Source organism: Streptomyces sp. NPDC101118 (assembly GCF_044759445.1).
Classification (GTDB): domain Bacteria; phylum Actinomycetota; class Actinomycetes; order Streptomycetales; family Streptomycetaceae; genus Streptomyces.
Map to the genome: position 1 here is coordinate 70,463 of NZ_JBIVZG010000002.1, position 26,794 is coordinate 97,256.

Annotated in this window: 22 protein-coding genes and 1 pseudogene; 19 read left to right on the top strand and 4 right to left on the bottom strand. The window is 74.0% G+C overall.

The window, feature by feature from the left end; translation table 11 throughout:
• The gene (locus ACIQUQ_RS03300; protein WP_403970783.1) at positions 1 to 546 is read left to right on the top strand and encodes a GNAT family N-acetyltransferase; all 546 of its coding nucleotides are present in this window, start codon (positions 1 to 3) and stop codon (positions 544 to 546) included.
• A gap of 932 nt (positions 547 to 1,478) precedes the next feature.
• Here the strand turns inward: ACIQUQ_RS03300 and ACIQUQ_RS03305 are convergent.
• A complete protein-coding gene (locus tag ACIQUQ_RS03305; protein ID WP_403970786.1) occupies positions 1,479 to 3,137 on the bottom strand; it encodes a protein kinase in 1,659 nt (552 codons plus the stop codon).
• 195 nt (positions 3,138 to 3,332) lie between these two features.
• On the opposite strand from ACIQUQ_RS03305, the gene ACIQUQ_RS03310 reads away from it, so the two are divergent.
• From ACIQUQ_RS03310 to ACIQUQ_RS03330, 5 genes are all read left to right on the top strand, one after another.
• Positions 3,333 to 3,911 carry a TetR/AcrR family transcriptional regulator gene (locus ACIQUQ_RS03310; protein ID WP_403669541.1) on the top strand — a complete coding sequence of 193 codons (579 nt, stop codon included), beginning with the start codon at positions 3,333 to 3,335 and terminating at the stop codon, positions 3,909 to 3,911.
• 202 nt (positions 3,912 to 4,113) lie between these two features.
• A complete protein-coding gene (locus ACIQUQ_RS03315; RefSeq protein ID WP_403970789.1) occupies positions 4,114 to 5,292 on the top strand; it encodes an agmatine/peptidylarginine deiminase in 1,179 nt (392 codons plus the stop codon).
• A 189-nt stretch (positions 5,293 to 5,481) separates the two neighbouring features.
• The gene (locus tag ACIQUQ_RS03320; RefSeq protein WP_403970792.1) at positions 5,482 to 6,642 is read left to right on the top strand and encodes an agmatine/peptidylarginine deiminase; all 1,161 of its coding nucleotides are present in this window, start codon (positions 5,482 to 5,484) and stop codon (positions 6,640 to 6,642) included.
• Between the two features lie 7 nt (positions 6,643 to 6,649).
• Positions 6,650 to 7,381, top strand: coding sequence for an urease subunit gamma (gene ureA, locus ACIQUQ_RS03325; RefSeq protein ID WP_403970795.1), 732 nt, complete (start codon positions 6,650 to 6,652; stop codon positions 7,379 to 7,381).
• Positions 7,382 to 7,389: 8 nt separating this feature from the next.
• On the top strand, positions 7,390 to 9,087 hold the full coding sequence (locus tag ACIQUQ_RS03330) for an urease subunit alpha (RefSeq protein ID WP_403971788.1): 1,698 nt from the start codon (positions 7,390 to 7,392) through the stop codon (positions 9,085 to 9,087).
• Positions 9,088 to 9,190: 103 nt separating this feature from the next.
• On the opposite strand, the gene ACIQUQ_RS03335 is transcribed toward ACIQUQ_RS03330, so the two are convergent.
• Positions 9,191 to 9,793, bottom strand: a complete 603-nt coding sequence (locus tag ACIQUQ_RS03335) for a TetR/AcrR family transcriptional regulator (protein WP_403970797.1) — start codon at positions 9,791 to 9,793, stop codon at positions 9,191 to 9,193.
• A gap of 265 nt (positions 9,794 to 10,058) precedes the next feature.
• On the opposite strand from ACIQUQ_RS03335, the gene ACIQUQ_RS03340 reads away from it, so the two are divergent.
• From ACIQUQ_RS03340 to ACIQUQ_RS03380, 9 genes are all read left to right on the top strand, one after another.
• Entirely contained in the window at positions 10,059 to 11,222 is a 1,164-nt protein-coding gene (locus ACIQUQ_RS03340) for an agmatine/peptidylarginine deiminase (RefSeq protein ID WP_403970800.1), read from the top strand.
• Between the two features lie 61 nt (positions 11,223 to 11,283).
• Positions 11,284 to 12,297, top strand: coding sequence for an agmatine/peptidylarginine deiminase (locus ACIQUQ_RS03345; protein WP_403970803.1), 1,014 nt, complete (start codon positions 11,284 to 11,286; stop codon positions 12,295 to 12,297).
• A 63-nt stretch (positions 12,298 to 12,360) separates the two neighbouring features.
• A complete protein-coding gene (locus ACIQUQ_RS03350; protein WP_403970806.1) occupies positions 12,361 to 14,022 on the top strand; it encodes an ABC transporter substrate-binding protein in 1,662 nt (553 codons plus the stop codon).
• Positions 14,019 to 14,978: an ABC transporter permease gene (locus tag ACIQUQ_RS03355; RefSeq protein ID WP_403970809.1), complete on the top strand. Its 960-nt coding sequence runs from the start codon at positions 14,019 to 14,021 to the stop codon at positions 14,976 to 14,978. The genes ACIQUQ_RS03350 and ACIQUQ_RS03355 overlap by 4 nt, the downstream gene beginning before the upstream one ends.
• The gene (locus ACIQUQ_RS03360) at positions 14,975 to 15,829 is read left to right on the top strand and encodes an ABC transporter permease (protein ID WP_403970812.1); all 855 of its coding nucleotides are present in this window, start codon (positions 14,975 to 14,977) and stop codon (positions 15,827 to 15,829) included. Before ACIQUQ_RS03355 ends, ACIQUQ_RS03360 begins: the two co-directional genes overlap by 4 nt.
• Entirely contained in the window at positions 15,826 to 16,803 is a 978-nt protein-coding gene (locus ACIQUQ_RS03365) for an ABC transporter ATP-binding protein (protein ID WP_403970814.1), read from the top strand. Before ACIQUQ_RS03360 ends, ACIQUQ_RS03365 begins: the two co-directional genes overlap by 4 nt.
• Positions 16,796 to 17,647 (top strand): ABC transporter ATP-binding protein, encoded by an 852-nt coding sequence (locus ACIQUQ_RS03370; protein WP_403970816.1) that lies wholly within the window; start codon positions 16,796 to 16,798, stop codon positions 17,645 to 17,647. The genes ACIQUQ_RS03365 and ACIQUQ_RS03370 overlap by 8 nt, the downstream gene beginning before the upstream one ends.
• A gap of 158 nt (positions 17,648 to 17,805) precedes the next feature.
• Complete coding sequence (locus ACIQUQ_RS03375) at positions 17,806 to 19,053, top strand: agmatine/peptidylarginine deiminase (RefSeq protein WP_403970818.1); 1,248 nt, start codon at positions 17,806 to 17,808, stop codon at positions 19,051 to 19,053.
• Entirely contained in the window at positions 19,050 to 19,943 is an 894-nt protein-coding gene (locus tag ACIQUQ_RS03380) for a DUF4436 family protein (RefSeq protein ID WP_403970820.1), read from the top strand. Before ACIQUQ_RS03375 ends, ACIQUQ_RS03380 begins: the two co-directional genes overlap by 4 nt.
• A gap of 124 nt (positions 19,944 to 20,067) precedes the next feature.
• Here the strand turns inward: ACIQUQ_RS03380 and ACIQUQ_RS03385 are convergent, their stop codons facing one another.
• Positions 20,068 to 20,700: a TetR/AcrR family transcriptional regulator gene (locus ACIQUQ_RS03385; protein WP_403970822.1), complete on the bottom strand. Its 633-nt coding sequence runs from the start codon at positions 20,698 to 20,700 to the stop codon at positions 20,068 to 20,070.
• A gap of 217 nt (positions 20,701 to 20,917) precedes the next feature.
• Here ACIQUQ_RS03385 and ACIQUQ_RS03390 point away from each other — a divergent pair, with 217 nt between their 5' ends.
• From ACIQUQ_RS03390 to ACIQUQ_RS03400, 3 genes are all read left to right on the top strand, one after another.
• Complete coding sequence (locus ACIQUQ_RS03390; protein ID WP_403970824.1) at positions 20,918 to 22,087, top strand: agmatine/peptidylarginine deiminase; 1,170 nt, start codon at positions 20,918 to 20,920, stop codon at positions 22,085 to 22,087.
• A gap of 167 nt (positions 22,088 to 22,254) precedes the next feature.
• Positions 22,255 to 23,163, top strand: a complete 909-nt coding sequence (locus ACIQUQ_RS03395) for a universal stress protein (RefSeq protein ID WP_403970826.1) — start codon at positions 22,255 to 22,257, stop codon at positions 23,161 to 23,163.
• Between the two features lie 137 nt (positions 23,164 to 23,300).
• Complete coding sequence (locus ACIQUQ_RS03400; RefSeq protein WP_403970828.1) at positions 23,301 to 25,079, top strand: GAF domain-containing protein; 1,779 nt, start codon at positions 23,301 to 23,303, stop codon at positions 25,077 to 25,079.
• Between the two features lie 288 nt (positions 25,080 to 25,367).
• On the opposite strand, the pseudogene ACIQUQ_RS03405 reads toward ACIQUQ_RS03400, so the two are convergent.
• A pseudogene (locus tag ACIQUQ_RS03405) lies at positions 25,368 to 26,048 on the bottom strand (response regulator); the annotation flags it as partial.
• A 162-nt stretch (positions 26,049 to 26,210) separates the two neighbouring features.
• Between ACIQUQ_RS03405 and ACIQUQ_RS03410 the strand changes: the two are divergent.
• A complete protein-coding gene (locus tag ACIQUQ_RS03410) occupies positions 26,211 to 26,792 on the top strand; it encodes a dihydrofolate reductase family protein (RefSeq protein ID WP_403970830.1) in 582 nt (193 codons plus the stop codon).
• Positions 26,793 to 26,794: the final 2 nt, after the last annotated feature.

Genomic DNA, 26,794 nt, shown 5'->3' on the forward strand with positions numbered 1-26,794 from the left:
ATGAAGGAGAAGGTCAGGCGCACTCTCACCCAGATCACCGGGATGCACGAGGTCTCTTCCGAGCTGAGACGTCAGCTCGTCGACTGCTGGATCGCGGTCACGAACGCGGGTGGTGCCGCGGGATTTCCTTTCCCCCCGGTGCATGACGACGACGTGGCGCCGGTCGCGGACGAGCTCCTCAGTCGTCTCGACCCGTCGCGCAGCCGTCTCATCGTCGCGAGGTTCGGTGAGGCTCTTGCCGGATGGGTTGTACTCAAATGTGATCCCTTTCGGCTCGTCGCACACTGGGGAACGGTCCACCACCTCCAGACCCACCCCGGCTTCCGCAGCCGTGGTGTCGGCTCCGCTCTCATGCGAGAGCTGCGGACGGTGGCCCGTGACGAGCTGGGGCTCGAGCAGCTCCGTCTCACGGCCCGGGGGAGAGAAGGGCTGGAGGACTTCTACGGCCGCCTGGGATGGCGGGAGGTCGGCCGCTGGCCCAGCGCCTTGCGCTTCGCGCCCGACGACACCCGAGACGAGGTCCTGATGCTCCTCGATCCCCTCTGACCGTCCGTTCGCGTGCCGGACCGCGCCACTGTTCGAGCCGGCTGACGCACCGTTCGACCGCGTCGTGCTGCTTGCATGTTTCGGTGTCGAAGACGGGCGGCCGACCACCGGTTGGGCCTCGCCGCAGGCGGTGGTTCTGGGTGATCCGTCACGGCCGGACCGTGCGGTCCTGTCAGCGGCGGCGCCGCGGCGAGCGGGGGCGGCACCACCACGACCGGCTTCACCAAGGCAGGCTCGGGCGGGACGCACCTCAACGGCAGCTGCCCCGGCGACCCCGCCGGCACCCCGGCCGCGGACGGGAGCACCGCGCCCGCCGCCTGGACGGCCGCCATCCACGCGGGAGGGTCGCCCTCGCCGAACACCTGCAGCGAGGTCTGGGCCCTCTGCCTGACCGTGAACAACAGGCAGCACAGCCGGTAGCCGGCGGTCCGGCCGTGCCGACGGCCCCGGCCCGCGCAGGGCCGGGGCCGTCGCCGGTCACACGTCGGAGCGCCCGCAGACGTGTCCGCGCCGCACGCCGGAGCGGGACCCGGCCCGTACGGGCCGGGGCGCCCACCGGCCGCGGCGCGTCCGGCGCGGCGGCGGTCCGTACGGCGACTGCCAGGCCGGCCGGCCGGAGCGGCGCGGGCCGTCCGCGCGCTCGAGCCGCACCGCGCAGCCGGGGCAGCGGCGGAGGACGAAGGGGAGGGAGTTCGGAAGGAAGGTGGCGACAGCCACCCGGTTCTCGGACAAGTACACACCGGTTCCAGTGAGAAGACCGCAGCGGAAAGGGGCACGGCGCACCGGCGGTGCGACGCGCGACGGATCAGCGCTCGGGGGGTCTCACACGGAGTACAACGGCATCTCCTCCAACGGGTGGTTGCGGGCGGGAGCACGCTAACCGCACCCGGGAGCCCGGCTCCACCGTTTTTCGGCCGGGCTCCTCCCGCGCCCTATTCGCCCGTGGCGCGGTAGTGGTCCACGGTGAGGCTCACCGGGCCGTCGTCCGGGTCCGCCGCGAGCACGCGGACCACGGCCAGGTCCCGGCCGCCGTCCCCGCGGACGCAGAAGGACCGGCCGGCCAGCTCCGCGAGGTCCAGGGTGGTGACCGGCCGGGTGTCCAGGCCCTCCAGGCAGTCGGCCGGAGTGAGGCGGGCGTCCGGCGCTGCGTACGCGTCGTTGTCGTCGGCCGGCACGAACTCGCCCTCGGACCGGCCGAGGAACCACTCCGCGGTCCCCTCCGGCACGACCTGCCCGGTCTCCAGGTCGAACTCGTAGCTCTGGTCCGGGGAGACCAGCCGCGTCCCCGTGTACACGGTGCGGTAGCCGGGCGGTGCCGCGGGCGCGGGCACGGTGGTCCCCGACGCGGCCGGCGACGGGCCCCGCGTACCCGGCGGGGCACTGGCCGGGCCGCTCCCGGACGGCGTGCGCGGACCGGCGTCCGCGGTGTGCCCGGAACCGGGGCCGAGGAAGTGGTACGCGGCGCCCGTGCCCGCGGCGAGAGCCAGCGCCGCGGCCAGGGCCAGGGTGCGGCGCCGGCCCCGGCCCGCCGCACGGCGGGCGGCGGCGCGCGGCGCGGGCCCCGGGTCCTCCCGCGGGGGCACGGGCCGTACGGACGGGCCGTCGGCGGTCGGTGCCTCGTGCGGGGCCGTGAACGCCCGCAGGGTCCGGTCCTGGGCGGGTGCGTCGGGCAGCTCGCCGTGCCGCACGATCGCCGGTCCGAGGTGCTCGGGCAGCCAGCCGTCGGCGAAGCGGAGCTGCCCGCCCAGTACGGGGTGACCGTGCACCGCCTCGATCAGCCGGGCGGGGGTCGGGCGGTCCCCGGGCTCCTTGGCCAGGCACCAGCGGACCAGACCCGCCAGCGAGGGCGGCAGGGCGGAGAGGTCCGGCTCCTCGTGCACGACCCGGTACAGGGCACCGGACTCCGGGCCGTGCCCGAAGGGCGGGGTGCCGCAGGCGACGTACGCGGCCAGCGCGCCGAGCGCGAAGACGTCGGTCGCCGGCGTCGCCGCGCGGCCGAGGGCCTGCTCCGGGGCCATGAAGCCGGGGGAGCCGATGCGGAGCCCGGCGCCGGTGAGGGCGGCGGCGTCGGCGGCCCGGGCGATACCGAAGTCGATCACCCTGGGGCCGTCGGAGGCGAGCAGGACGTTGGCCGGCTTGAGGTCGCGGTGGACCACGCCGGCCGCGTGGATCGCCCCCAGGGCCTCGGCGATGCCGGCCACCAGGAGCAGCACGGAGTGCTCCGGCAGCGGGCCGTGGTCCCGGACCACCTGGTGGAGCGAGGGCCCGGGCACGTAGGCGGTGGCCAGCCAGGGCAGGGCGTCGGCCACCCCGGCGTCGACGACCTGGGCGGTGTACAGGCCGTGGATCAGGCGGGCGCTGGCGACCTCCTGCGCGAACCGCTGCCGGAACTCGGGGTCCTCGGCCAGCTCGGGACGCACCACCTTGAGCGCCACCGGACGACCGCCCCGGGTGTACGAGAGGTACACCCGGCCCATCCCGCCGGCGCCGAGGCGGGCGTACAGGCGGTAGCCGCCGACCTCGGTGGGGTCGTCGGCCTTCAGGGGCTGGAACGTGGGGGTGAGCGTTCCGTCGGGTCGCTGTGCGGACATGCGGCGCAGTTTATAGAGAGCGTCAGGAGATGGGGGCACCGGGGCGCCGCGTGGGGCGCGGGCGGCCCCTGATCGGCGCGGGTGATCTGGCATATCTGCTGGTCAGGCCGTAGATGACGGGGTGAGGTGTGTCCTGATGAGATAGTCAGGAGAGGGAGGTGCCGATCCCCGGCGCAATGAGTAGGGTGGGGGACCGTGTCCAGTCGTAAAACATCGATCCTCGAAGCCGCCGCGCGGGTGATCGCACGCAGGGGCGTGCGCGGACTCCGGGTGGAGGAGCTCGCCGCGGAGGCGGGCGTGTCCACCGCGCTGATCTACTACCACTTCAAGGACCGCACCGGAATCCTGCGCCAGACGCTCGAGTTCATCAACGACCGCGCCGAGCGCTACACGACGGAGCGCGACCCGGACGCCGAGCCCCTCACCCCGCGCGAGGAACTGGACGAGACGCTGCTGCTGGAGCTCCAGGAGACCCCCGAGGTCCGGGAGAACAGCGCCGCCTGGGGAGAGCTGCGGGCCAGCGCGGTCTTCGACGACGCGCTCCGCGAGGACCTGGCGCGGGCCACCCTGGTCTGGGTGCAGGAGATCGCCGAGCTGCTCGGGCAGGTGCGGCCCATGAACTCCGCCGCCGTGCTCGCCGGCGCCGCCGAGCGCCTGACCGCCCTGCTCGAAGGGCTCAGCGTGCGCTGGCTCAGCGGGAGCCTGCCGCTGGCGCACGCCCGCGCCCTGATGTCCGAGGCCATCGAGGCGGAGGTGGAGCGGCTCGGCCGCTGACCCGCCGGGAAGATCACCGGACCGCAAAGAAAACCCGGCAGTGCCCGGGGTGCCGAGCGTCACTCGGCACCCCGGGCACTGCCGTTTGCCGCCCTCACCCGTGCGCGCATCAGGCCCCCGCCCACCCGCGATCCGAAACTTGACTGATTTTTCAGTCAGTGCCAGTCTGAGCCCGCCACGCGATACTTGATCTGGAGATCCCATGACGGAACACCGCGACGAGCGCTCCCTCACCGACCGGCTGTTCGGGGCGGCCCTGACCACCCGCCGCCGCCTGCTCGGCGCCGCCGGGCTGGGCGCGGCCGGCCTCGCCCTCGGCTCGCAGGCGTTCGGCACGTCCCCGGCCGCTCCCGCCCCCGCGCCCCGCCCCCGCGGCTCCCGCCCCTGGGTGCCCGCGGACGACGTACCGCACGTGCGCACCTGGATGTCGTGGCCCTCGCGGAAGTCGGTCTGGGGCGGGCAGCTGCCGGGCGTCCAGCGGGACATCGCCCTGATCGCCCGCACCGTCGCCCGCTACGAGCCCGTGGTGATGTGCGCGCCCGACGACTACAGCGCCGCGCAGGCCCGCAGCGCCTGCGGACCGGACGTCGACGTGACCACCGACATCCCCACCGACGACCTGTGGATGCGCGACATCGCACCGGTCTTCCGGCGCGACGGCCGCGGGGGAGTCGACGCGGTCGGCCTCAACTTCAACGGCTGGGGCAGGAAGCAGGTGTACGCCGACGACGCCCGCGTCGCCCAGCTGGTGGCCCGCCGCCGGCGGATGCGCTTCACGTACGCCGACCTCGTCGGCGAGGGCGGCGCGGTCGAGACCGACGGCGACGGCACGGTGATGGCCACCGAGAGCAGCCTGGTCAACAAGAACCGCAACCGGGGCATGAGCCGCGCGGAGGTCGAGGACGCCGTCCTGGACGCGTACGGCGCCGACAAGATGATCTGGCTGCCCGGCATCAAGGGCAAGGACATCACCGACGACCACGTCGACGTCACCTCCCGCTTCGTCCGCCCCGGCGTGGTGATGGTCCAGCTGCCGCCGCAGGACCGCGACGACGTCTGGGCGCGCGACGCCCGCGAGCAGTTCGCCATCCTCTCCCGGGCCACCGACGCCCGCGGCCGGCGGCTCAGGGTCATCCGGGTGGACGGCCCCGACACCGTACGGTCGAAGAAGTCGACGTTCGTCGACTCCTACCTCAACTTCCACCTCGTCAACGGCGCCCTGATCACCGCCCAGTTCGGCGACCGCGCCAAGGACGAGGCCGCCCGGCGCACCCTGGCCGCCGCGTTCCCCGGCCGCGAGGTCGTCCAGCTCGACGTCGACCGCCTGATGGGCGGGGGCGGCGGCATCCACTGCTCGACCATGCAGGAGCCCCAGGCCTAGCAACGGCCCCCGGCTCCCGGCCCGCCGTGCCCTCCGGCCCCCGGCCCGCCGTGCCCCTCGGCTCCCGGCCCGCCGTGCCCCTCGGCTCCCGGCCCGCCGTGCCCCCGGCCCCCGGCCCGCCGTGCCCCGGCGCAGCGCCGGCCCCTCCTCCTTCTGCCCCTCTTCCCGCCTTCCCCCCGGAGGACTTCCTTGTCCCGCTCCCCCCTGTCCCGACGTACGCTGCTGCGCTCCTTCGCCGGAGTCGGAGCCGGCGCCCTCGCCCTGGGCCTCACCGCCTGCAACGACCCGGAGGGCCGGGCGGAGACCGACGCCGGTCCCTCCGCCGGCACCGGCGCCGACGGCGGGCGCCGGCTCGGCGCCGAGTGGGAGAAGCACACCCGCACCTTCATGTCCTGGCCCGCGTCCGAGGACGTGTGGGGCGAGGACCTGCCGGCCGTACGCAAGGACATCGCCTCCCTCGCCGCGGCCATCGCCGCCCGCGAGCCCGTGACGCTGATGGCCCGGCCCGGCCAGGACGTCAGGGCCCAGCAGGCCTGCGGCGAGGACGTCGAGGTGATCCCGCTGGCCGTGGACGACCTGTGGGCCCGTGACACCGTGCCGGTCTTCGTCGAGGAGGGCGGCAAGGTCAAGGGCGTCGACTTCAACTTCAACGGGTGGGGCGACAAGCAGGCGCACCCCAACGACGGCAAGGTGGCCCGGACCCTCCTGGAGGAGTACGGCATCGCACGGATCGAGACGCCGCTCGTCGCCGAGGGCGGCTCGTTCGAGACCGACGGACTCGGCACCCTCGTGCTCACCGAGAGCTCCCTCGTCAACGACAACCGCAACCCGGACATGACCAGGGACGACATCGAGGCCGAGCTGAAGGCGGCCCTCGGCGTCACCAAGGTGATCTGGCTGGCCGGCGTCCGCGGCGAGGACATCACCGACGCGCACGTCGACTGCCTGATGCGGTTCGTCGCGCCCGGCGTCGTCCTCCTGGACAAGGCCTTCCCCGGCACCCCGGCCGACGTCTGGTCCCGCTCCGCCGACCAGGCCAAGAGCGTGCTGAAGGACGCGACCGACGCCCGCGGCAAGAAGATCGAGGTCATCGAGCTGCCCCAGCCCGACCCGGACCTCATCACCGGCACCGGCGACGCCTTCGTCTCCTCGTACATGAACTTCTACATCGGCGGCAACGGCGTCTACCTGCCCCGCTTCGGCGACGAACGGGCCGACGACCACGCCCGCGAGGTGCTGAAGGAGCACTTCCCCGACCGCGAGGTGGTCTCCGTACGGATCGACGCGATCGCGGCCGGCGGTGGCGGCATCCACTGCGCCACCCACGACCTGCCCGCCGTCTCCGGGTGAGCGCGCCATGCAGCTGACCCCCACCGAACGCGACCGGCTGCTGCTGTTCACCGCCGCCGAGCTCGCCCGGTCCCGCCGCGCGCGGGGCCTCCGCCTCAACCTGCCGGAAGCCACCGCGCTGATCGCCGACACGGTCTGCGAGGCGGCCCGCGACGGCGCCCGGCTGGCCGAGGCGGTCGCCCGCGGACGCGCCGTACTCGGCCCGCGCGACGTGCTGCCCGGCGTCGTGGACGTCCTCACCGAGATCAACGTGGAGGCCGTCTTCGACGACGGCAGCCGGCTCGCCGTGATAGCCGACCCGTTCGGCGCGGCGGGCGCGGCGGGCGCGGTGCACGCGGCGGCGCCGGACCAGGCACCGGGAGCGGTGCTGCCGGCTCCCGACCCCGCCGGGGACCCGGCGCCGACGCACACCGTACGCGTCCGCAACACCGCGCCCGTGCCCGTCTCGGTCACCTCGCACTTCCACTTCTTCGAGGCCAACCCCCGCCTGGAGTTCGACCGTTCCGCCGCGTACGGCACCCACCTCGCGGTGCCCGCCGGATCCTCGGTGCGCTTCGACCCGGGGGCGACGGTCGAGGTGCCGCTCGTGCCGATCGGCGGCGCGCGCACCGCGATCGGCTTCGCCGGGCTGGTCGACGGTCCACTGGACGCAACGGGAGCGAAGGCCGAGGCGCTGCGCCGCGCCGCCGCCTGCGGCTACCTGGGAGCGGCCCCCGACGGGCAGGAGGCCCGGAGTTGAGCAGCAGCATCGACCCGCAGGAGTACGCGGCCGTCCACGGCCCCCGGGCCGGGGACCGGATACGGCTCGGCGACAGCGGCCTGGTCGTCCGCGTCGAGTCCGACGCGCAGGCGCCGGGCGACGAGTTCCTGGTCGGATTCGGGAAGACCGCACGGGACGGCATGCACCTCAAGGCCGCGTCCGTGCGCGAGACCTGCGACATGGTGATCAGCAACGTGGTGGTCATCGACGCCCGGCAGGGCGTCCGCAAGGTGTCGATCGGCATCCGCGAGGGCCGGATCGCCTCCATCGGGCGGGCCGGCAACCCGGACACCATGGACGGGGTGGACGTGGTGGTCGGAACCGGCACCACGATCGTCTCGGGCGAGGGGCTGATCGCCACCGCCGGCGCCGTCGACACCCACGTGCACCTGATGTCGCCGCGCATCATGGAGGCCTCGCTGGCCTCCGGCGTCACCACGATCATCGGCCAGGAGATCGGGCCGGCCTGGGGCGTGGGCGTCAACTCGCCCTGGGCGCTCCGGCACGGGTTCAACTCCTTCGACGCGTGGCCGGTCAACATCGGCTTCCTGGCCCGCGGTTCCTCCTCGGACGCGGCCCCGCTGGTCGAGGCGCTGGCCGAGGGCGGCGCCTCCGGCTTCAAGGTCCACGAGGACATGGGCGCCCACACCCGCGCCCTCGACACCGCCCTGCGGGTGGCCGAGGAGCACGACGTACAGGTCGCCCTGCACACGGACGGGCTGAACGAGTGCCTGTCGGTCGAGGACACCCTCGCGGTCCTGGAGGGCCGCACCATCCACGCGTTCCACATCGAGGGCTGCGGCGGCGGCCACGTGCCCAACGTGCTGAAGATGGCCGGCGTGGAGAACGTCATCGGCTCGTCCACCAACCCCACGCTGCCCTTCGGCCGGGACGCGATCGCCGAGCACTACGGGATGATCGTCTCCGTGCACGGGCTCAAGACCGACCTGCCCGGCGACGCCGCGATGGCCAGGGACCGCATCCGGGCCGGCACGATGGGCGCGGAGGACGTCCTGCACGACCTCGGGGTCATCGGCATCACCTCCTCCGACGCCCAGGGCATGGGCCGGGCGGGCGAGACCGTACGCCGCACCTTCGCGGTGGCCGGGAAGATGAAGGCCGAACTCGGCCCCATGGACGGCGACGGCCCGGACGACGACAACGAGCGCGTGCTGCGCTACATCGCCAAGCTCACCATCAACCCCGCCATCGCGCACGGCCTCTCCCACGAGGTCGGCTCCATCGAGGTCGGCAAGCTCGCCGACATCGTGCTGTGGTGGCCGGCCTACTTCGGGGCCAAACCGCAGATGGTGCTGAAGGCCGGGTTCCCCGCGTACGGCGTGACCGGCGACCCGAACGCCGCCACCGAGAACTGCCAGCCGCTGGTGATGGGGCCGCTGTTCGGCGGGTACGGGGCCACCGCAGCCGACCTGTCCGTGGCGTTCGTCAGCCGGGCGGCCGCCGAGTCCGGCTCCGCGGGGCGCCCGTACGACGCCATGGCCACCCGCCGGCGGCGGGTCGCGGTCGGCGGCACCCGCGGCATCGGCCCGCGCGACATGGTGCGCAACGCCCGGACGGGCCTGGTCGAGGTCGACCACCGGACCGGGGCCGTCTTCCTCGACGGCGCCTCCGTCAGCTCCGAGCCGGCCGACTCGGTGCCGCTCGGCCGGCTCTACTTCCTCTGAGCACTTGCTCTGAGCCCCGGCCCGTCCCGTGCCGGCCGGCACGGGACGGGCCGGGGCACCCCTCCTGGCAGGTCCCACGTCCGTCCCGCTGCCTGCAGCCGGGTTACGCCCCGGCCGGTCCCGCGTACCGGTCGGGGCGGCCGAGTTCGGCCTCGATCGCGTCCGCGAGCAGGCGCCTGGCGTGTTCCAGCGGCAGGGAGCCGCTCAGCCAGCGGACGCTCAGCCCCTCGAGCAGGGCGGTCAGCCGCTCGGCGGCGGCCGCGTGCTCGGGGGCGGTGGCCGCCGGGTTGGCGCGCCCGAGCAGCTCGGCGATCTCGTGCACCCAGGTGTGCGTGGCCCGGGCCAGGTCGGCGCGGAGTTCGGCGTCGAAGACCGCGCTGGCCCTCAACTCCCCCCAGGCGGTGCTGTTCTCGCGCACCTCGGCGTCGTCCTGGAGCTCCAGCAGCAGGATCTGTTCCAGTTCGTGCCGGGGGTCGGCCGGCCCGTCGGCGGTGCTGCGTGACGCGGCCGTGTAGCGGTCGGCGCGGTCGCTGATGAACTCGAGGGTCCGGTGCAGGATCCCCGCCCGGTCGGTGAAGTGGTAGTAGATCAGCGAGGTCGAGACCCCGGCCTCCGCCGCCAGTTCCCCCACCCGCAGTCCCCGTACGCCGCGTCGCGCGATGACGCGCGTCGCGGCCTTGAGTATTTCTGTTCGACGGTCTGACACGAGAGCCCACCTTAGCCGGATCCGGCGTCGTGGACCCCATTTCCTGATCGGATTGTCAGTGCCTCGCTCCATGGCGTGACCAGCCGAAAAGGCCGATTGGTGCCGCGACCACCCCAGGTCCCGCCTCCGCTTAACCGCCCTGACCTGCTCCTTTGTCGCCGTGGCCGCCCTTCGTCCACCAAGACCTTGACTGAATTTTCAGTTCAGAGCAGTATGTGCGGCACACCACACCCCTCCTCCCACCCTCATCCCGGGGAGACCTCCCATGCACATGCCGGACACCACCCGCCGGAGCCTGCTCCGCTACGGAGCCGCGGCCGTCCCCGCCCTCGCCCTCGGCGGGGCGCTCGCGCCCACCGCCGCGTCCGCCGCCACCGCGCCCTCCGGAGTGCGGCTCCGGATGCCGGCCGAGGACGCCAGGCACGTCCGCACCTTCATGGCCTGGCCCGCGCTCACCTCCGTGTGGGGCACCCGCCTGCGGGGCGTGCGCGACGACATCGCCCTCGTCGCCGACCGCATCTCGCGCTACGAGCCCGTCGTCGTACTGGCCCGCCCCGGCCAGGCGGCCGACGCCCGCTACAACTGCGGCGGCGGCGCGTACCACAGCATCACGGTCCTGCAGATCCCCAACGACGACCTCTGGATCCGCGACTTCGGCCCCACCTTCGTGGTCGGCCCCGGAGCCGTCGCCGGCGTGGACACCAACTTCAACGGCTGGGGCAAGACCGGCACCACGTACTGGCAGCCCTTCGCCAACGACGCCGTGGCGGCCGCGGCCCTGCTCGCCGAGTACGGGGTGGACCGCATCCGGGCCCCCTTCGTCGGCGAGGGCGGTTCCCTGGAGACCGACGGCGAGGGCACCCTGCTGGCCACGGTGAGCTCGCTCGTCAACGCCAACCGCAACCCGGGCATGTCCCAGGCCCGGGTCGAGGAGGCCCTCAAGTCGTCCCTCGGCATCGACAAGGTCATCTGGGTGCCGGGCCTGGCCGGGCAGGACATCACCGACTGCCACATCGACTGCCTGGCCCGCTTCGTCGCCCCCGGCCACGTGATGCTGGACGCGCCGGGCCCCCGCACCGCCGCCCAGTGGGTCGCGGTCTACGAGGAGACCAAGCGCGTCCTGCAGAGCGCCACCGACGCCCAGGGCCGCCCGCTGAAGATCACCGAGCTGCCGGGGCCGGACCGCCGGCTGATCCGCGGCACCGGCAGCGAGTTCCTCTCCAGCTACACCAACTACTACACCGCCAACGGCGCCGTCCTCGTGCCGCACTTCGGCGACTCGTACGCGGACTCCACCGCGTACACGATCCTCCGGTCCGCGTACCCGGGCCGGGACGTCGTCCAGATCAACATCGACAACATCGCGAGCGGCGGTGGCGGCATCCACTGCGCCACCCAGTCGCAGCCGGTCGTGCCGCCCGCCGTCTGAGCCGGCCGGCCGCCACCACCCGAACAGGCCGCCACCACCCGAACAGGAAGAGAGAAGCGCAGTGAGTTTCCGCATGCCCGCCGAGTGGGCCGCCCACGAAGGCTGCCTGATGGCCTGGCCGACCCGCCCGGAACTCTGGGGCGAGGTCCTCGACGAGGTCAAGCAGGAGTACGCCCAGGTGGCCCGCGCCATCGCCGAGTTCGAGCCGGTCACCATGGTCGCCCCGCCCGGCCACGGCGACGAGGCCCGCACCCTCTGCGGTGACCAGGGCGTCACGGTCGTCGAGCTGCCGATGGACGACTCCTGGTTCCGCGACTCCGCGCCCCTCTTCATCCTCGACGAGCACGGCCGCCGGGCCGGCGTGGACTTCCGGTTCAACGCCTGGGGCGGCAAGCACCAGCCCTGGGACTCCGACGACCGGGTCAGCGCCCTGCTGCTCGACCACCTCGGCGTCCCGGCGGTCCGCTCGGAGATGATCCTCGAAGGCGGCGCGATCACCGTCGACGGCGAGGGCACCCTGATCACCACCGAACAGTGCCTCCTGCACCCCAACCGCAACCCCTCGATGAGCCGCGAGGAGATCGAGGACGAGCTGAAGGCCCAGCTCGGCGTCACCAAGATCATCTGGCTGCCGTACGGCGGCCTGCTGGACACCGAGACCGACGGCCACGTCGACGGCGTGTGCGCCTTCGCCGCCCCCGGCAAGGTCGTCGTCCACCTGCCCGAGGACCCCACCCACCCCGACTACGTGCGGATGCGCGCCAACCGCACCGTCCTGGAGCACAGCACCGACGCCCAGGGCCGCCCCTTCGAGATCACCGAGATCCCGCAGGCCGCCTTCGTCGAGGTCGACGGCCAGCACGTCGAGGTCAGCTACCTCAACTACTACATCGCCAACGGCGGCATCGTCGTCCCCGTCGCCGACCACCCCGAGGACGAGGGCGCCCTCGCCGTCCTGGCCGCCGCGTACCCCGACCGGAAGGTCGTCGGGGTACGGGCCCGGGCCATCGCCTACGGCGGTGGCGGGGTCCACTGCATCACCCAGCAGATCCCCGCGGGCCGGCCCACCGCCTGAGCGAGGCCGGCCGCCCCTCACCCTCCGTCGCCCGCCCGACGACGCCCAACGGAAGAAGCCCCGATGCCCTCCTCCGCATCAGCACGCCCGAGACGCACCGCCCGCCGCGGCCGCCTCGCCCTCGCCGGCGCCGCGCTCTCCTCCCTCGCGCTCCTCGCCGCCTGCTCCGGCCCGCCCGGCACCGGCACCACCGCCGGCGGGACCGGCGTCACCCTCTCGCCCACCACCCCGCCGGCGAAGGGCGAGATCGACTCCTTCACCTGGGCCCTCTACGCCGAGCCGCCCACGCTGGACTGGATATCCGCCTTCGACTACCCGCAGAACACCATCCTCTCCAACGTGTGCGAGAGCCTGATGCGCTGGACGCCCGAGCTCACCACGGCCCCGGGCCTGGCGGAGAAGGCGTCCAACCCCGACCCCACCACCTGGGTCTACGACCTCCGCGCCGGCGTCCGCTTCCACAACGGCGCGGTCATGACCGCCGACGACGTCGTCTACAGCCTCGGCCGCCAGACGAACCCCGAGAACGCCGCCGCCTGGGCCCAGGTCTTCGAGAACGTCGCCTCGGTCACCAAGACCGGCCCGCTCCAGGTCACCGTCAAGCTCAAGAAGCCCGACTCGCAGTTCCCCCAGTACATGGCCACCGCAGCCGGCGTGGTCGCCGCCAGGAACGGCGTCGAGGCCGCCGGCCAGGACTACGGCACCTCCGGCGGCCTCGCCTGCACCGGCCCCTTCCGGCTCGGCACCTGGAACAAGGGCCAGTCGATCGAGCTCACGCGCTTCGACGGCTACTGGGGGACCAGGGCCAAGTCCGCCAAGGCCGTGTTCCGCTTCCTCACCGACCCCTCGGCCCGCACCAACGCCATGCTCAGCGGCGAGGTCGACGGCGGCTTCCTCATCCCCACCGAGAGCTACGCCCGGCTCAGGAACAGCGGCGTCGGCAACCTCTACTTCGGCGAAGGCCTGAGCACGGTCAACGTCAACGTCACCAGCATGCGCGGCCCCCTCAAGGACGTCCGCGTACGCCGCGCCCTCTCCCTCGCCCTCGACCGCTCCGGCTTCGTCAAGGCCGGGCTCGCCGGCGCCGGCACCGTCACCGGCTCCCTCACCACCAAGGCCGTGTGGGCCGGCTTCCCCGAGAACGTCCGCAAGGACGCCTTCACCGGCCTCACCCCCACCACCCAGGACATCGAGAAGGCCAAGGCCCTGGTCAAGGAGGCCGGCGCCACCGGCCAGACCCTGACCATCGCCACCAGCACCATCGGCCAGGACGTCTCCCTGCTCGCCACCGCCGTGCAGAACGCCGGCGCCCGGATCGGCCTCGACGTACGGCTCAAGACCATCGCCCCGAACGCCTTCACCTCGCTCTTCACCGACCCCAAGGCGCGCGAAGGCCTCGACATGTTCCCCGAGACCTACTACGACTCCATCACCGACCCCCTCGACCTGCTGACCAACTTCAAGACCGGCGCCTACCAGAACTACGCCGGCTACAGCAGCAAGGAGTACGACACCCTCGTCGACCGGGCCGTCGCCGCCTACGACCCCGCCGAACGCGGCGCCATCGAGGCCAGGCTCCAGAAGACGGCCTCGGACCAGCTCCTGTGGATCCCGGTCGCCGAATGGCCCAGCTCCGTCTTCCTCAACAAGCGGATCACCGGCGCCCCGACCTCCATCTCCTACATGTACGCCCCGTGGGCCGCCGCCGTGGGGGCCGCACGGTGAACTTCCTGAGATTCGCCGCCCGGCGGCTGCTGGAAATGGCCGCCACCCTGCTCGGCGCCTCGTTCGTGGTCTTCGGCGCGATGTACCTGGCGCCGGGCAACCCGGCGAGTTTCCTCCTGTCGGGGCGGTCGGCCTCACCGGCCGCCCTGCAGGCGATCAACGACCAGTACCACCTCGACGAGCCGTTCGCCGTCCGCTACCTCCGCTGGCTCGGCCAGGTCCTCCAGGGCGACTTCGGGCGCTCCATCACCTACCGCACCGACGTCTCCCGGCTGCTCTCCGACCGGCTCCCCGCCACCCTGACCCTGGTCGCCATGGCGCTCCTCGTGGTCGTCCTCGTCGGCCTCGTCCTCGGCTGGACCGGCGCCGTACGCGGCGGCCGCACCGACGCGACGATCCTCGTCACCACCACCTTCGCCGTCGGCACCCCCTCCTTCGTCGCGGCCGTGCTGCTCCAGGGACTCTTCGCGGTGCGCCTGGGCTGGTTCCCCAGCAGCGGCGCCGGCGAGGGCTTCACCGACATGCTCTGGCACCTCACCCTCCCGTCCGTCGCGCTCGCCCTCTACCTCATCGGCATGCTCGCCCGGGTCACCCGCTCCGCGATGCTGGAGGCCCTCGACAGCGAGCACGTCGCCGTCGCCCGCAGCCGCGGCGTCCCCGAGCACCACGTCATCCGCCGCCACGTGTTCCGCAACGCGCTCGGCACCGTCCTCACCACCGGCGGCCTGATCGTCTCCACGCTGCTGGTCTGCACCGTCCTGGTCGAGACCGCGTTCAGCATCGGCGGCATCGGCCAGCTCCTGGAACTCTCCACCACCACCAAGGACTTCCCCACCGTCCAGGCAATCTCCCTGATCATCGTCGCCCTGTTCATGACCGTGAACCTCGTCGTCGACCTGCTCCACCCCCTGGTCGACCCGCGGGTCACCCTCGGACCGAAGGGGAACGGCGCATGAGTGTCGCCCTCACCCGCCGCCCGGCCCTCACCCGGCTCCGGGCCCCCCGCGCACCGCTGTACCTGCTCAGCCTCGGCTTCGCCGCCCTGATCGTGGCCGGCGCCCTGTTCGCCCCCTGGCTCGCGCCCCACGACCCCAACGCCGTCGACCTGGGCCAGGCACTCGCCGCCCCCTCCGCCGACCACCCCCTGGGCGTGGACGCGGCCGGCCGGGACACGCTCTCCCGGCTGCTCGTCGGCGCCCGCACCTCGCTCCTCGGCCCCCTCGGCGTCGTCGCCTTCTCCACCCTCGCCGGTGTGGCGATCGGCGTGGCGGCCGCCTGGCGCGGCGGCTGGCTGGACTCGGTGCTCTCCCGCAGCACCGAACTGGTCTTCGCCTTCCCCGGCATGCTGCTCGCCATCCTCATCGTCTCCGTGTACGGGGAGGGGCTGCTCGCCCCCGTCATCGCCCTGGCGATCGCCTACCTGCCCTACGTCAGCCGGCTGACCCGCTCCCTCGTGCTGGCCGAACGCGAGCGGCCGTACGTCGCCGCCTACCGCGTCCAGGGCCACTCCGCCCTCTCCATCTGCCTGCGGCACGTCGTCCCCAACGTCGCCCCGGTCGTCCTCGCCCAGGCGGCCATCAACTTCGGCTACGCCCTCATGGACCTGGCCGGCCTCTCCTTCCTCGGGCTCGGCGTCCCCGCGCTCACCCCCGACTGGGGCCGCATGGTCTTCGACGGCCAGACCGCCGTCCAGCACGGCTACCCGCTCTCCGCGGTCCTGCCGTGCGCCGCCATCGTGCTGACCGTCGTCGCCTTCAATGTCGTCGGCGAACGCTGGGCCGACCGGGTCGCCAGGAGGGACCGATGAACGCACTCGAGATCCAGGGGCTCCGCCTCGACCTGCCCGGCACCGCCCGGCCCGTGCTCGACGGCGTCGACCTCACCGTCGCCCCCGGCGAGACCGTCGCCCTCGTCGGCGAATCCGGCTCCGGCAAGACCCTCACCTCCCGCAGCGCCCTCGGCCTGCTCCCGCCCCGCGCCACCACCTCGGGCCGCGTCCTGGTCAACGGCCACGACGTCCTCGCCATGGACGCCGCACAGCTGCGGAGCCTGCGCACCGGCACGGCCGCCATGGTCTTCCAGGACCCGCGCGCCGCCACCAACCCCCTGCGCCGCATCGGCGACTTCCTCACCGAGAGCGCCCGCCTCACCGGCACCATGACCGGCGCGCAGGCCACCGCCCGCGCCACCGAGCTCCTCGAAGCCGTCGGCCTCGGCCCCGACGTCCTGCGCCGGCGCCCCGGCCAGCTCTCCGGCGGCATGCTCCAGCGCGTCGTCATCGCCGCCGCGCTGATGGGCGACCCCGCCCTGCTGCTCGCCGACGAGCCCACCACCGCTCTCGACGCCACCAGCCAGGCCGAGGTCGTCGCCCTCCTCGACCGGCTGCGGGAACGCTTCGGCACCGGCCTGCTGTTCGTCACCCACGACCTGGGACTCGCCGCCGCCATCAGCGACCGCGTCTACGTCATGTACGCCGGCCGCATCGCCGAGACGGGCCCCGCCGAGGCCCTCTTCGCCCGCCCCCGCCACCCGTACACGGCGGCGCTCCTCGCCTCCACGCCCCGGCTCGACGGCCCGGGCGGCCGGCTCGCCGCCATCGACGGACAGCCGCCGGACCTGCGGCAGGAACTCACCGGCTGCGCGTTCGCCGCCCGCTGCCCGTACGCGACCGCCCTCTGCCACGAGCAGGCACCCGAGCCCGCGGCCGCGCCGACCGGCCCCGCCCACCTGGCGGCCTGCCACCACAGCGACCAGCTCGAAGGGAGCGCCGCCCGTGCGTAAGGCGACACCCACCCCCGGGGCCCGCACCCCCGCACACCCGGCCGGGACCACGGAGAACGTCCTGGAGGTCACCGGACTGCGCCGCGACTTCGGGACCGTACGCGCCGTCGACGACGTCTCCTTCACCCTGCCCGCCGGCGGCTCGCTCGGCATCGTCGGGGAATCCGGCTCCGGCAAGACCACCACCGCCCGCATCGTCGTCGGACTGGAGGACGCGGACGCGGGGGAGATCCGGGTCCGGGGCCGGGACCGCAGGGAGCGGGCCCGCGGGCGCGCCGGGCGCCTCGCCCGCGCCCGCGAGGTCCAGATGGTCTTCCAGGACCCCTACCTCTCCCTCGACCCGAGGACCAGCGTCGAGGGGGTGCTGCGCGAAACCCTCCGCCTGCACTTCCCCGGCACGGACCACACCCGCCGCATCGCCGAACTCCTCGACCAGGTGGGCCTCGGCACCCGCGCCGCCGACGCCCTGCCGCGGCAGCTCTCCGGCGGACAGCGCCAGCGCGTGGCCATCGCCCGCGCCCTCGCCGTCGAACCCGCCGTCATGGTGCTCGACGAGGCGGTCGCCGCCCTCGACGTGTCCGTCCAGGCCCAGGTGCTGAACCTGCTCGCCGACATCCGCGAAGAGACCGGCGTCGGCTACCTGTTCATCACCCACGACCTCGGCGTGGTCCGCTGCGTCACCGACGAGGTGGTCGTCATGCGGCACGGCCGGATCGTCGAGTCCGGGCCCACCGCCGAGGTCCTGGCCGACCCCCGGCACGCGTACACCCGCCTGCTGCTGGCGTCCGTACCCCGGCCGGGCTGGGACCCCGGCGGGATCGCCGCGTCGCGCCGCGCGCTGTAGCCGGCGGCCCCGGGACGCCGGTCCACCCGAGGCCGCAAGACCGTACGCCGGCCCGGGTCCGCCCCGTACGCCGGGCCGCCTCCGCCCGTACACCGGCCCGGGTCCGCCCGTGCGCCGATTCGCCCGGACGGCGGCGCGCGCCGCGCCGCCGCCCGGCCGTGCCGTCAGTACTGTCCCGGATCACGCCCCCAGCACCCACCCGGAACGAGATCGAGGCCGCCATGGGCAACCGCACGCCGACCCGCCGCTCCGTCCTGCGGTCCGGAGCCGTCCTGGCCGCGCTCGCCCTGATCGACGGCTGCTCGGCACCGGGCGGGGAGGGGCCGGACGGGCCGGCTGAGGGCACCGGCCGGGGCACCCCCTCCGCGGGGGCGGTTCCGGCCGCGACGGGGCAGGCCATGCCGGCCGAATCGGCGCGGCACACGCGGACGTTCATGTCCTGGCCGGCCCTGGAAGAGGTGTGGGGGGAACAGCTCCCGGCCGTCCGGCAGGACATCGCCGCACTGGCCCGCACCATCGCCGGGTTCGAGCCGGTGGTGCTGATGGCCCGCCCCGGCCAGGCGGCGGGCGCCCGCCGGGCCTGCGGATCCTCCGTGGAGGTCATCGAGCTGCCCGTCGACGACCTGTGGACCCGCGACACCGGACCGACCTTCGTGACCGGCCCGAAGGGGCTGCAGGGCGTGGACCTGCACTTCAACGGGTGGGGCGGCAAGCAGGTGCACGGCGCCGACTCCCAGGTCGCCCGCCGGCTGCTGGAGCGGTACGACATCCCGCGCGTGGCGGCGCCCGTCACGGGCGAGGGCGGCGGGATCGAGGTGGACGGCGCCGGGACGCTCATGGCCACCGAGAGCTGCTGGGTCAACGCCAACCGCAACCCCGGCAGGACGCGCGACCAGATCGAGGCGGCCTTCAAGGACCTGTTCGGCGTCCGGAAGGTGATCTGGCTCAAGGGAGTGGCAGGCCGGGACATCACCGACGCCCACGTCGACGCCCTCGCCCGGTTCGCCGAACCCGGCGTCGTCGTCCTCCACCAGCCGCACCCCGACAGCCCGCCCGACGTCTGGACCACCGCCGCGGACCAGGCGTACGTCGTCCTCAACGAGGCCACCGACGCGCAGGGGAACGCGCTGGAGGTCGTCGACCTCCCGGAACCCGACCTGGACCTGATCGAGGGGGCGGGCAAGGACTTCCTCGCCAGCTACCTCAACTACTACGTCGTGAACGGGGGCGTGATCGTCCCGCGCTTCGGCGACCGCGCCGCCGACGCCCGGGCCGCCGGCATCATCGGCGAACTCCACCCCGGCCGGAAGGTCACGCAGGTCGCCATCAACGCCATCGCCTCCGGGGGCGGCGGCATCCACTGCGCCACGCAGCAACAGCCCGCGACGTCCGGCGGCCCTTCATGAGGATCCGCGGCCGGCTGCCCGGCAACCGCTTCACCGTCATCGCGGTGCTGCTCGCCGTCCTGGTGGGCACGGGCATCGGGCTCTACCTCAACGAGCGCAACACGCGGCAGCAGACCCGCGAACTGGCCCTGCCCGCCGCCCGGGACTGGGTCGAGCTCGACATCACCTCGCAGGACGTCGACGCGGCCGCCCAGCAGCTCAACCTCTACGTCGTCCCCGTCCCGCACGGCCGCTTCGCCGCGGACCCGGAGACGGGGGCCTTCGCCCGCGAGGTGGAGATCACCGTCGAGTCGGCGAAGACCACGGTGCTGCGGACCACTCCGGGCCGGGCGGCCACCCCGCTCCTCGTCCAGGCGAACCTGTACGACGGCACCGTCACCGACTACCCCTTCGACCGCTACGGCGTCCAGGCCGCCTTCTCGGCGAAGGACGGCGCGCGCAGCGTGCCCGTCGGGCTGGTCTTCGGCGACGCGGACGCGTTCTTCCTCGTCCGGCCCACCAGCGGTTTCACGGACTCCGGGACGACGCTGATGGAGGCCCGGGTCACCAGGACGCGCAGCACCTTCATCCTCGCCTGGTTCATGATCGCGGCCATGTGGGCGCTGGCGCTGGCCGTGCTGGCCGGGGCGGAGGTGCTCTACCGGGGCCGCCAGGGGCTGGTGTGGCCGTCCCTGGGCTGGATGGCGGCGACGCTCTTCGCGCTGGTCGGAATGCGCAACGCGGCGCCGGGTGCACCGCCGATCGGCTCGCTCATCGACTACGTCGCCTTCTTCTGGGCGGAGGCGATCATCGCGGCCGGTCTGACCCTGACCGTGGTCGCCGGCACCCGCGTCGAGCACCGCAGCCGCGCGGCGGCGGCCACGGCGCGGGCGGCGCCGGCCGATCCGTGAGCCCGGTACGGCGTCGGGCGGCGCGCCGGAGCCAGGTGGCGGGGCGCCGTCAGGCGGTAGGGAGGGGAACTGGGCGGTGGGGAGGGAACCAGGCGGTAGGGAGCCGTCGCGCGGTGGGGCGGCGTCAGGCGGTGGGGCGCGCCAGGGCGGCCATCAGCGTGCGCAGCACGTGTTCGGCGGCGACCGCCGAGCCGAGCGACTCGATGGCGGCCAGCCCGTCGACCGCGGCCGCGAACGCCTCGCCCAGCGGCCCGGGTTCGACGCCCCCGCGCTCGTCGGCCAGCACCCGGAACAGCCGGACGAAGCAGGCGCGCCAGCGCCCGTACTCCGCTTCCAGACTCTCCCTGACCCGCTCGTCGTTGAGGGCGAGCCAGTGCAGGGCCGAGTGGAGGTGGGCCAGGTCGGGGCTCTCCGGCCGGGTGAGCAGGGCGATCACCCGGTCCGCGCGCTCGTCGAAGGTTCCGGGGGCGTCCACGGCTTCGGCGAGGGGCTCGATCCACTGCGGGCGCATGTCCTCCACGACGGCCACGATGAGGTCCGTGCGGTCCTGGAAGTGGTAGTGGCACATCCCGTGCGACACCCCGCACAGCGCCGCGACGTTCCGCGTGGTGAACCGTCCGGCGCCGTCGCCGGCGAGCAGCGTCCGAGCGGCGGCGACCAGCCGGGAGCGGGTCTGCTCGGCCCGGGCGGCGCGGGTCTGCCGGGGGGCCGGGGTTTCGACGGCGGCGGGGCTCTGCTGCTTCACGCGGGTCGGCATGGGCCAACAGTAACGGCCGCCCGGGGCCGGGGGATCGGGACGACGGAAGCCGCGTGACCCGCGGGGTGACCCGCGGTCCGCCGCGGTCCGGTCCGGTACGGGCCGACGGCCGCGGATTCTCCGGGGGAGTCCCGTCCAACTCATTGACCGAGCGCTTGGCCAGTTATACGTTCCTCGCCAACCCCGTTACTCCGACGGGCAGTTGACTGGAGATCAGATGAAGCGTCCGACGAATCCCCCCACCCCGGACGGCGGCTCCCTCGACAGGCGGCGGTTCCTCACCGCCGCCGGCCTGGCCGCGGCCGGCGCGGCCGCCGCCGCCGCGACCGGCTCCTCGGCCCTCGCCGCGGTCCGCCCGGCCGCCGGCACCGCCGCCGCGGGCGCGTTCGCGGTCCCCGCGGAGGACGTACCCCACCTCCGCACCTGGATGGCCTGGCCGGACAGCACCGCGATCTGGAAGGGCCGGCTCAGCGGCATCCAGTCGAACATCGCCCTCATCGCCAAGACCATCGCCCGCTACGAGCCGGTGATCATGCTGGCCAACGCCGCCTCCGCGGCCAGGGCCCGCTCGCTGTGCGGCTCCACCGTCACCGTGATCGACACCATCCCCGTCGACGACTGCTGGATGCGCGACACCGGCCCGGTCTTCCGCACCAACGGCTCCGGCGGCCTGGACACCGTCGGCCTCGGCTTCAACGGCTGGGGCGGCCGCCAGACCTGCACCCGGGACGCCCTCGTCGCCGAGCGCATCGCCGCCCGCCTCGGCCTGCCCTTCACCAGGGCCGGACTCGTCGGCGAGGGCGGCGCCATCGAACAGGACGGCGCCGGCACCCTCATGGCCACCCGCAGCAGCATCATCAACGCCAACCGCAACCCCGGCCGGACCCAGGCCCAGCTGGAAGCCGCCATGTGCGCCGCATACGGCGCCTCCAAGGTGATCTGGTTCGACGGCATCGCCGGCCAGGACATCACCGACGACCACGTCGACGCGACCTCGCGGTTCCTCGCCCCCGGCGCAGGCCTGGTCCAGATGCCCCTCGCCTCCGACAACGACGTCTGGGCGAACGACGCCCGCCAGCAGTACCGGATCCTCTCCACCTCGACCACCGCGGCCGGCAACCCGATCGCCGTGACCAGGCTCCAGGGCCCCGACTACTACAAGATCCGCTCGACCAGCCAGGACTTCGTCGCCTCGTACGCCAACTACTACGTCTGCAACGGAGCCGTCATCTCCGCGCAGTTCGGCGACACCACGGCCGACAGCGCCGCCCGTACCACCCTCACCCGCCTCTTCCCCGGCCGCACCGTCATCCAGCTGAACATCGACCACCTCGGCGCCGGAGGCGGCGGCATCCACTGCGTCACCCAGCAGCAGCCCGCCGTCTGACCCGGGCCGCCCCGCCCGGCGCGGCCCGGCCCCACGCCGGGCCGCGCCCCGGGGCCGCCGATGGGGACCTTCGGCCCCTGCGGCGGCCCCGGGCGGCCCTCCCCGGCCGGGACCCCCGGTGGCAGCGTGGGAGGCGTCCCCCATCGGATCCTCGGTTGGGAGTAGCCGTGGAAAACACCATCCGCACCCCGGACACCAGCTCCGTCGTCGTCGGCGTGGACGGCTCGGGACCGGCCCGCGCGGCCGCCCTCTGGGCCGCCGGCGAGGCCGTACGACGCGACCGCCCCCTGCACCTCGTCCACGCGGCCGACACCGACTTCAGAGGCTCCTACCTGTCCGCCGCCGCCGCCGAAGAGGTCCGTGCCGGGGGCCGACAACTGCTGGAGGAGACGGCGAAGGCCGTCGCGGCCGAACACCCCGGCGTCCACCTCACCACGGAGTTCAGCCAGGCCGACGCCGTCACCGCCCTCCACCGCGCGGCCGGCCCGCACGGCACCATCGTGGTCGGCAACCGCGGACGCGGCGGCTTCGCCTCCCTCCTGCTCGGCTCCGTCGGGCTGGACACCGCCGCAGCCGCCAGGACCCCGGTCGTCGTGGTCCGCGGCGCCGAGGCCACGGCGGAACACGACACCGTCCTGGTCGCCGTACGGGACGCCGACGACCTCCCCTGCGCCCGGTACGCCGCCCGCGAGGCCGAGCTGCGCAAGGGCTCCCTGCGCCTCCTGCACGTGTGGAACACGCTGCAGTCCGTGGGCCAGATGGTCACCATGCTCGACGGCATGGACGAGGCCGCCGCCCGGCACGTGGAGATCCTCATGGACGTCACGGAGATCGTCCGCGGCGAGTTCCCCGGCCTGACGGTCGAGGCCGACGCCGAGTCGAGCCCCTCCGTGGCGGGCGTCCTCGTCGAGGCCTCCGGGCGGGCGGGCCTGCTGGTCATGGGCGGCCGCCGGGCCTCGGCACGCCTCGGACTCGGCCGCAACCTCGGCCGGGTCACCCACAGCCTGGTCCACCACGCCCTCTGCCCGGTCATGCTCCTCCCGCGGTCCGGCGCCGGCCCGCGCGACGGCTCGTAGCCCCGCCGCACCGCCCGCGTACCACCGCCCGCCCGCCGCCCCTCACGCGTCCGGTCCCGCCGGACGGGAAAGCCCCTCCCGCCGGGGCTACGGTGAAGGTGGCGACGCGCTCCGCCACGGCCGGCCGGAGGTGGGAGATGGGCGCAGAGGGCGGGTCCGCCCCCCGTGGCGGCGTGCCACGGCTGCGGCTGGACGAACTGCTCGACGAGCTCCAGGCCCGCATCGACGAGGTCAGGGGCACCCGCGACCGCCTGAACGGCCTGCTGGAGGCCGTCATGTCCGTCGGACGGGAACTGGACCTGCCCCAGGTGCTCCGCGGCATCGTCGAGGCCGCCGTGGTGCTCGTCGACGCCGAGTACGGCGCCCTCGGCGTGATCGGTGACGGAAAGAAGCTCGCCCAGTTCCTCCCCGTCGGCATCAGCGAAGAGCTCCGCGAGCGGATCGGTGACCTGCCCTCCGGCCACGGCATCCTCGGCGAACTCATCCGCCACCCGGAGCCCCTGCGCCTGTCCGAGCTCTCCGAACACCCCGCCTCGTACGGCTTCCCGCCCCACCACCCGCCGATGCACTCCTTCCTCGGCGTGCCCGTCCGGGTCCGCGAGGAGGTCTTCGGCAACCTCTACCTCACCGAGAAGCGCGGTGGCGCCGAGTTCGACGCCGAGGACGAGGCGGTGCTCTCCACCCTCGCCGTCGCCGCCGGCATCGCCATCGAGAACGCCCGCCTCTTCGAGGAGGTCCGGCTGCGCGGACAGTGGCTCGCCGCCGGCTCCGAGATCACCAGCGCCCTCCTCTCCGGCACCCCCCAGGACCAGGTCCTCGCAGGGATGCTGGAACGCGCCAAGGACATCACCGGCGCGGACATGGGAGTGCTCTACCTGATCGGCCCCGCAGGCGAACTGCGCGGCTCGCTCGCCCTGGGGGAGGGCGCCGAGGCGCATCGCGGCATCGTCCTGCCCAGCACCCGCGGCACCCTGGCCGAGGCCGCCCTGGCCCACGACGGGCTGGTCGTCGTACCGGACGCGGCGTCCGACGCGCGGGTCACCGTACAGCCCGAGCGCTGGACGGGCTTCGGCCCCGCCGTCGCCGTCACCGTCGGTACGCAGGAGAAGCTCAGCGGCGTCATGATGCTGGCCCGGCGCCGGGGCCGGCCCCCCTTCGCCGCCACCCGGGTCGCCGCACTGCCCGGCTTCGCCGGCCAGGCCGCCCTCGCCCTGGAACTCGCCGAGCGGCGCCGGGACGCCGAGCAGGTGAGCCTCCTGGAGGACCACGACCGGATCGCGCGCGACCTGCACGACCTGGCCATCCAGCGGCTCTTCGCCACCGGCATGACCCTGCAGAGCGCCCAGCGATTCGTCGACCACCCCGAGGCGTCGGAACGCCTCGCCCGCGCCGTCGACGACCTCGACTCCACCATCAAGATCATCCGGTCGACCATCTTCGGGCTCCGCGAGCACGAGGCACCGGCGAAGGTCTCGAAGCTGCGCTCCCGGACGGTCCAGGCCCTGGACGGTGCCGCCGCCGGCCTGGGCTTCGCCCCCGCCCTGCGGATGGAGGGGCTGCTCGACACCGGCGTCCCGCCGGACGTGGCCGACGAGGCGCTCGCCGTGATCGGCGAGGCCCTCACCAACACCGCCCGGCACGCCCGGGCCACCCGGGCCGAGGTCGCGGTCGTGGTGGCCGACGGCGCCCTCACCGTCACCGTCACCGACGACGGCACCGGCCTGCCCCCGGGCGGCCCGCCCGCGGCCGGCCGGCGCGGCGGCCTGCGCAACCTCGCCGAGCGGGCGGAGCGGCTGGGCGGGCGGATGACCGTGACGGGAGCGGGGAGGGCAGACGGCGAACCGGACGGGGGCGGGCGGGGCACCCGGCTGGAATGGCAGGTCCCGCTCCCGCCGCCGCCCCCGCAGCGGAGCTGACGGCCCGCGCGCTCGGCCCGGCCGCCCGGCCCGCCCGGCGAGGTGCCGGAGGGGCCGGCCGCGCTACAGGACGCGCCCGGGCCGGGGCCCTTCGCCGTACGCCTGCCCCTGTCCCTGCCCCTACCGCTACCCCTGCCCCTGCCCCTGCCCCTGCCCCTGCCCCTGCCCGTGCCCGTGCCCCTGCCCCTGCCCCTGCCCCTGCCCGTGCCCGTGCCCGTGCCCTTGGCCTCGGCCCGGTGCGTGGCCTTGGCCCCCGTGCCCCGGGTCGTGGTCGTGGTCGTGGCCGTGGCCGTGCTCGTGGAGCACCTCGGCGGCGATCACGGCCGCCTGCACCCGCCGCTCGACGCCCAGCTTGCCCAGCAGCCGGGAGATGTGGTTCTTCACGGTCTTCTCGGACAGGTACAGCCGCTGCGCGATCTCCCGGTTGGTCAGCCCCTCGCCGATCAGTTCCAGGACGTCCCGCTCCCGCTCCGAGAGCGCCGCCAGCCGCGCGTCCTCCGGTTCCCGCGCCGTCTCGGGATCCCGCAGCGAGCGCATCAGCCGGGCGGTGGTGGCCGGGTCCAGCATCGACTGGCCGGCGGCGACCGTCCGTACCGCGGCGACCAGGTCGGATCCCTTGATCTGCTTGAGCACGTACCCGGCCGCCCCGGCCATGATCGCGTCCAGCAGGGCGTCCTCGTCGTCGAACGAGGTCAGCATCAGACAGGCGAGCCCGGGCATCCGGGACCGCAGCTCCCGGCACACCGAGACCCCGTCCCCGTCGGGCAGCCGTACGTCGAGCACGGCCACGTCCGGACGCAGCGCCGGACCGCGGGCCAGCGCCTGCTCCGCCGTACCCGCCTCGCCGACCACGCTGATGTCCGGCTCGGCGTCCAGCAGGTCCCTCAGCCCGCGCCGCACGATCTCGTGGTCGTCGAGCAGGAACACCCTGACCGGCGTCCCGGCGGAGTCCTTCGGCTCGTCCGACATGATCGCCCCTGCTTCGGCCCGCACTGTCCGCTTCCCCCGCATTGTCCCAGGAACCCGCCCCACCGCGCCCCCAGGCCCAGCCGCTGCCGGCCGGCGGATGTCTTCCCGGAGCGACGGCTCCCGACACGCTAATTTGAGGCTCCCGAAGCAGAGGAGAGCCCCGTGGGCACGGTGGTCATGTACAGCTCGGTCTCGGTGGACGGCTTCGTCGCGGACGAGAACGACCAGCCCGGACCGCTGTTCGACTGGCTGACCAGCGGTGACGTCCCGCTGGACGAGAGCGGCGCGCTGAAGGTGTCGCAGACGTCCTACGACTACACCCGCCCGTACTGGGACCGGATCGGAGTCACGGTCGTCGGCCGCCACGTCTTCGACCTGACGGACGGCTGGGACGGGAAGCCGCCCGGCGGGATCGACCACGTGGTCGTCGTGACGCACCGGCCGGCTCCCGAGGGCTGGGACCCCGCGGCGCCGTTCCACTTCGTCGACGGCGTCGAGGCGGCCGTGGCCAGGGCGCAGGAGCTCGCGGGCGACCGCCTGGTCGAGGTCGCCGCGGGCGACGTCGGTGGACAGGTGCTCGCCGCGGGCCTGGTCGACGAGGTGCGCATGGACGTCGTACCCGTCGTGTTCGGGTCCGGCAAGCGCTACTTCGGGTCGGTCCACGCGCAGCACCTGCTGGAGGATCCCGACGTGGCGATCCAGGGCGACCGGGTGCTCCACCTGCGCTATCGGGTGCGCCGTTGACC

Coding starts and splice junctions, on each gene's coding strand:
- ACIQUQ_RS03300 (WP_403970783.1), top strand. CDS start 1: ATGAAGGAGAAGGTCAGGCGCACTCTCACCCAGATCACCGGGATGCAC.
- ACIQUQ_RS03305 (WP_403970786.1), bottom strand. CDS start 3,137: ATGTCCGCACAGCGACCCGACGGAACGCTCACCCCCACGTTCCAGCCC.
- ACIQUQ_RS03315 (WP_403970789.1), top strand. CDS start 4,114: ATGACGGAACACCGCGACGAGCGCTCCCTCACCGACCGGCTGTTCGGG.
- ureA (WP_403970795.1), top strand. CDS start 6,650: ATGCAGCTGACCCCCACCGAACGCGACCGGCTGCTGCTGTTCACCGCC.
- ACIQUQ_RS03340 (WP_403970800.1), top strand. CDS start 10,059: ATGCACATGCCGGACACCACCCGCCGGAGCCTGCTCCGCTACGGAGCC.
- ACIQUQ_RS03350 (WP_403970806.1), top strand. CDS start 12,361: ATGCCCTCCTCCGCATCAGCACGCCCGAGACGCACCGCCCGCCGCGGC.
- ACIQUQ_RS03360 (WP_403970812.1), top strand. CDS start 14,975: ATGAGTGTCGCCCTCACCCGCCGCCCGGCCCTCACCCGGCTCCGGGCC.
- ACIQUQ_RS03365 (WP_403970814.1), top strand. CDS start 15,826: ATGAACGCACTCGAGATCCAGGGGCTCCGCCTCGACCTGCCCGGCACC.
- ACIQUQ_RS03380 (WP_403970820.1), top strand. CDS start 19,050: ATGAGGATCCGCGGCCGGCTGCCCGGCAACCGCTTCACCGTCATCGCG.
- ACIQUQ_RS03385 (WP_403970822.1), bottom strand. CDS start 20,700: ATGCCGACCCGCGTGAAGCAGCAGAGCCCCGCCGCCGTCGAAACCCCG.
- ACIQUQ_RS03390 (WP_403970824.1), top strand. CDS start 20,918: ATGAAGCGTCCGACGAATCCCCCCACCCCGGACGGCGGCTCCCTCGAC.
- ACIQUQ_RS03400 (WP_403970828.1), top strand. CDS start 23,301: ATGGGCGCAGAGGGCGGGTCCGCCCCCCGTGGCGGCGTGCCACGGCTG.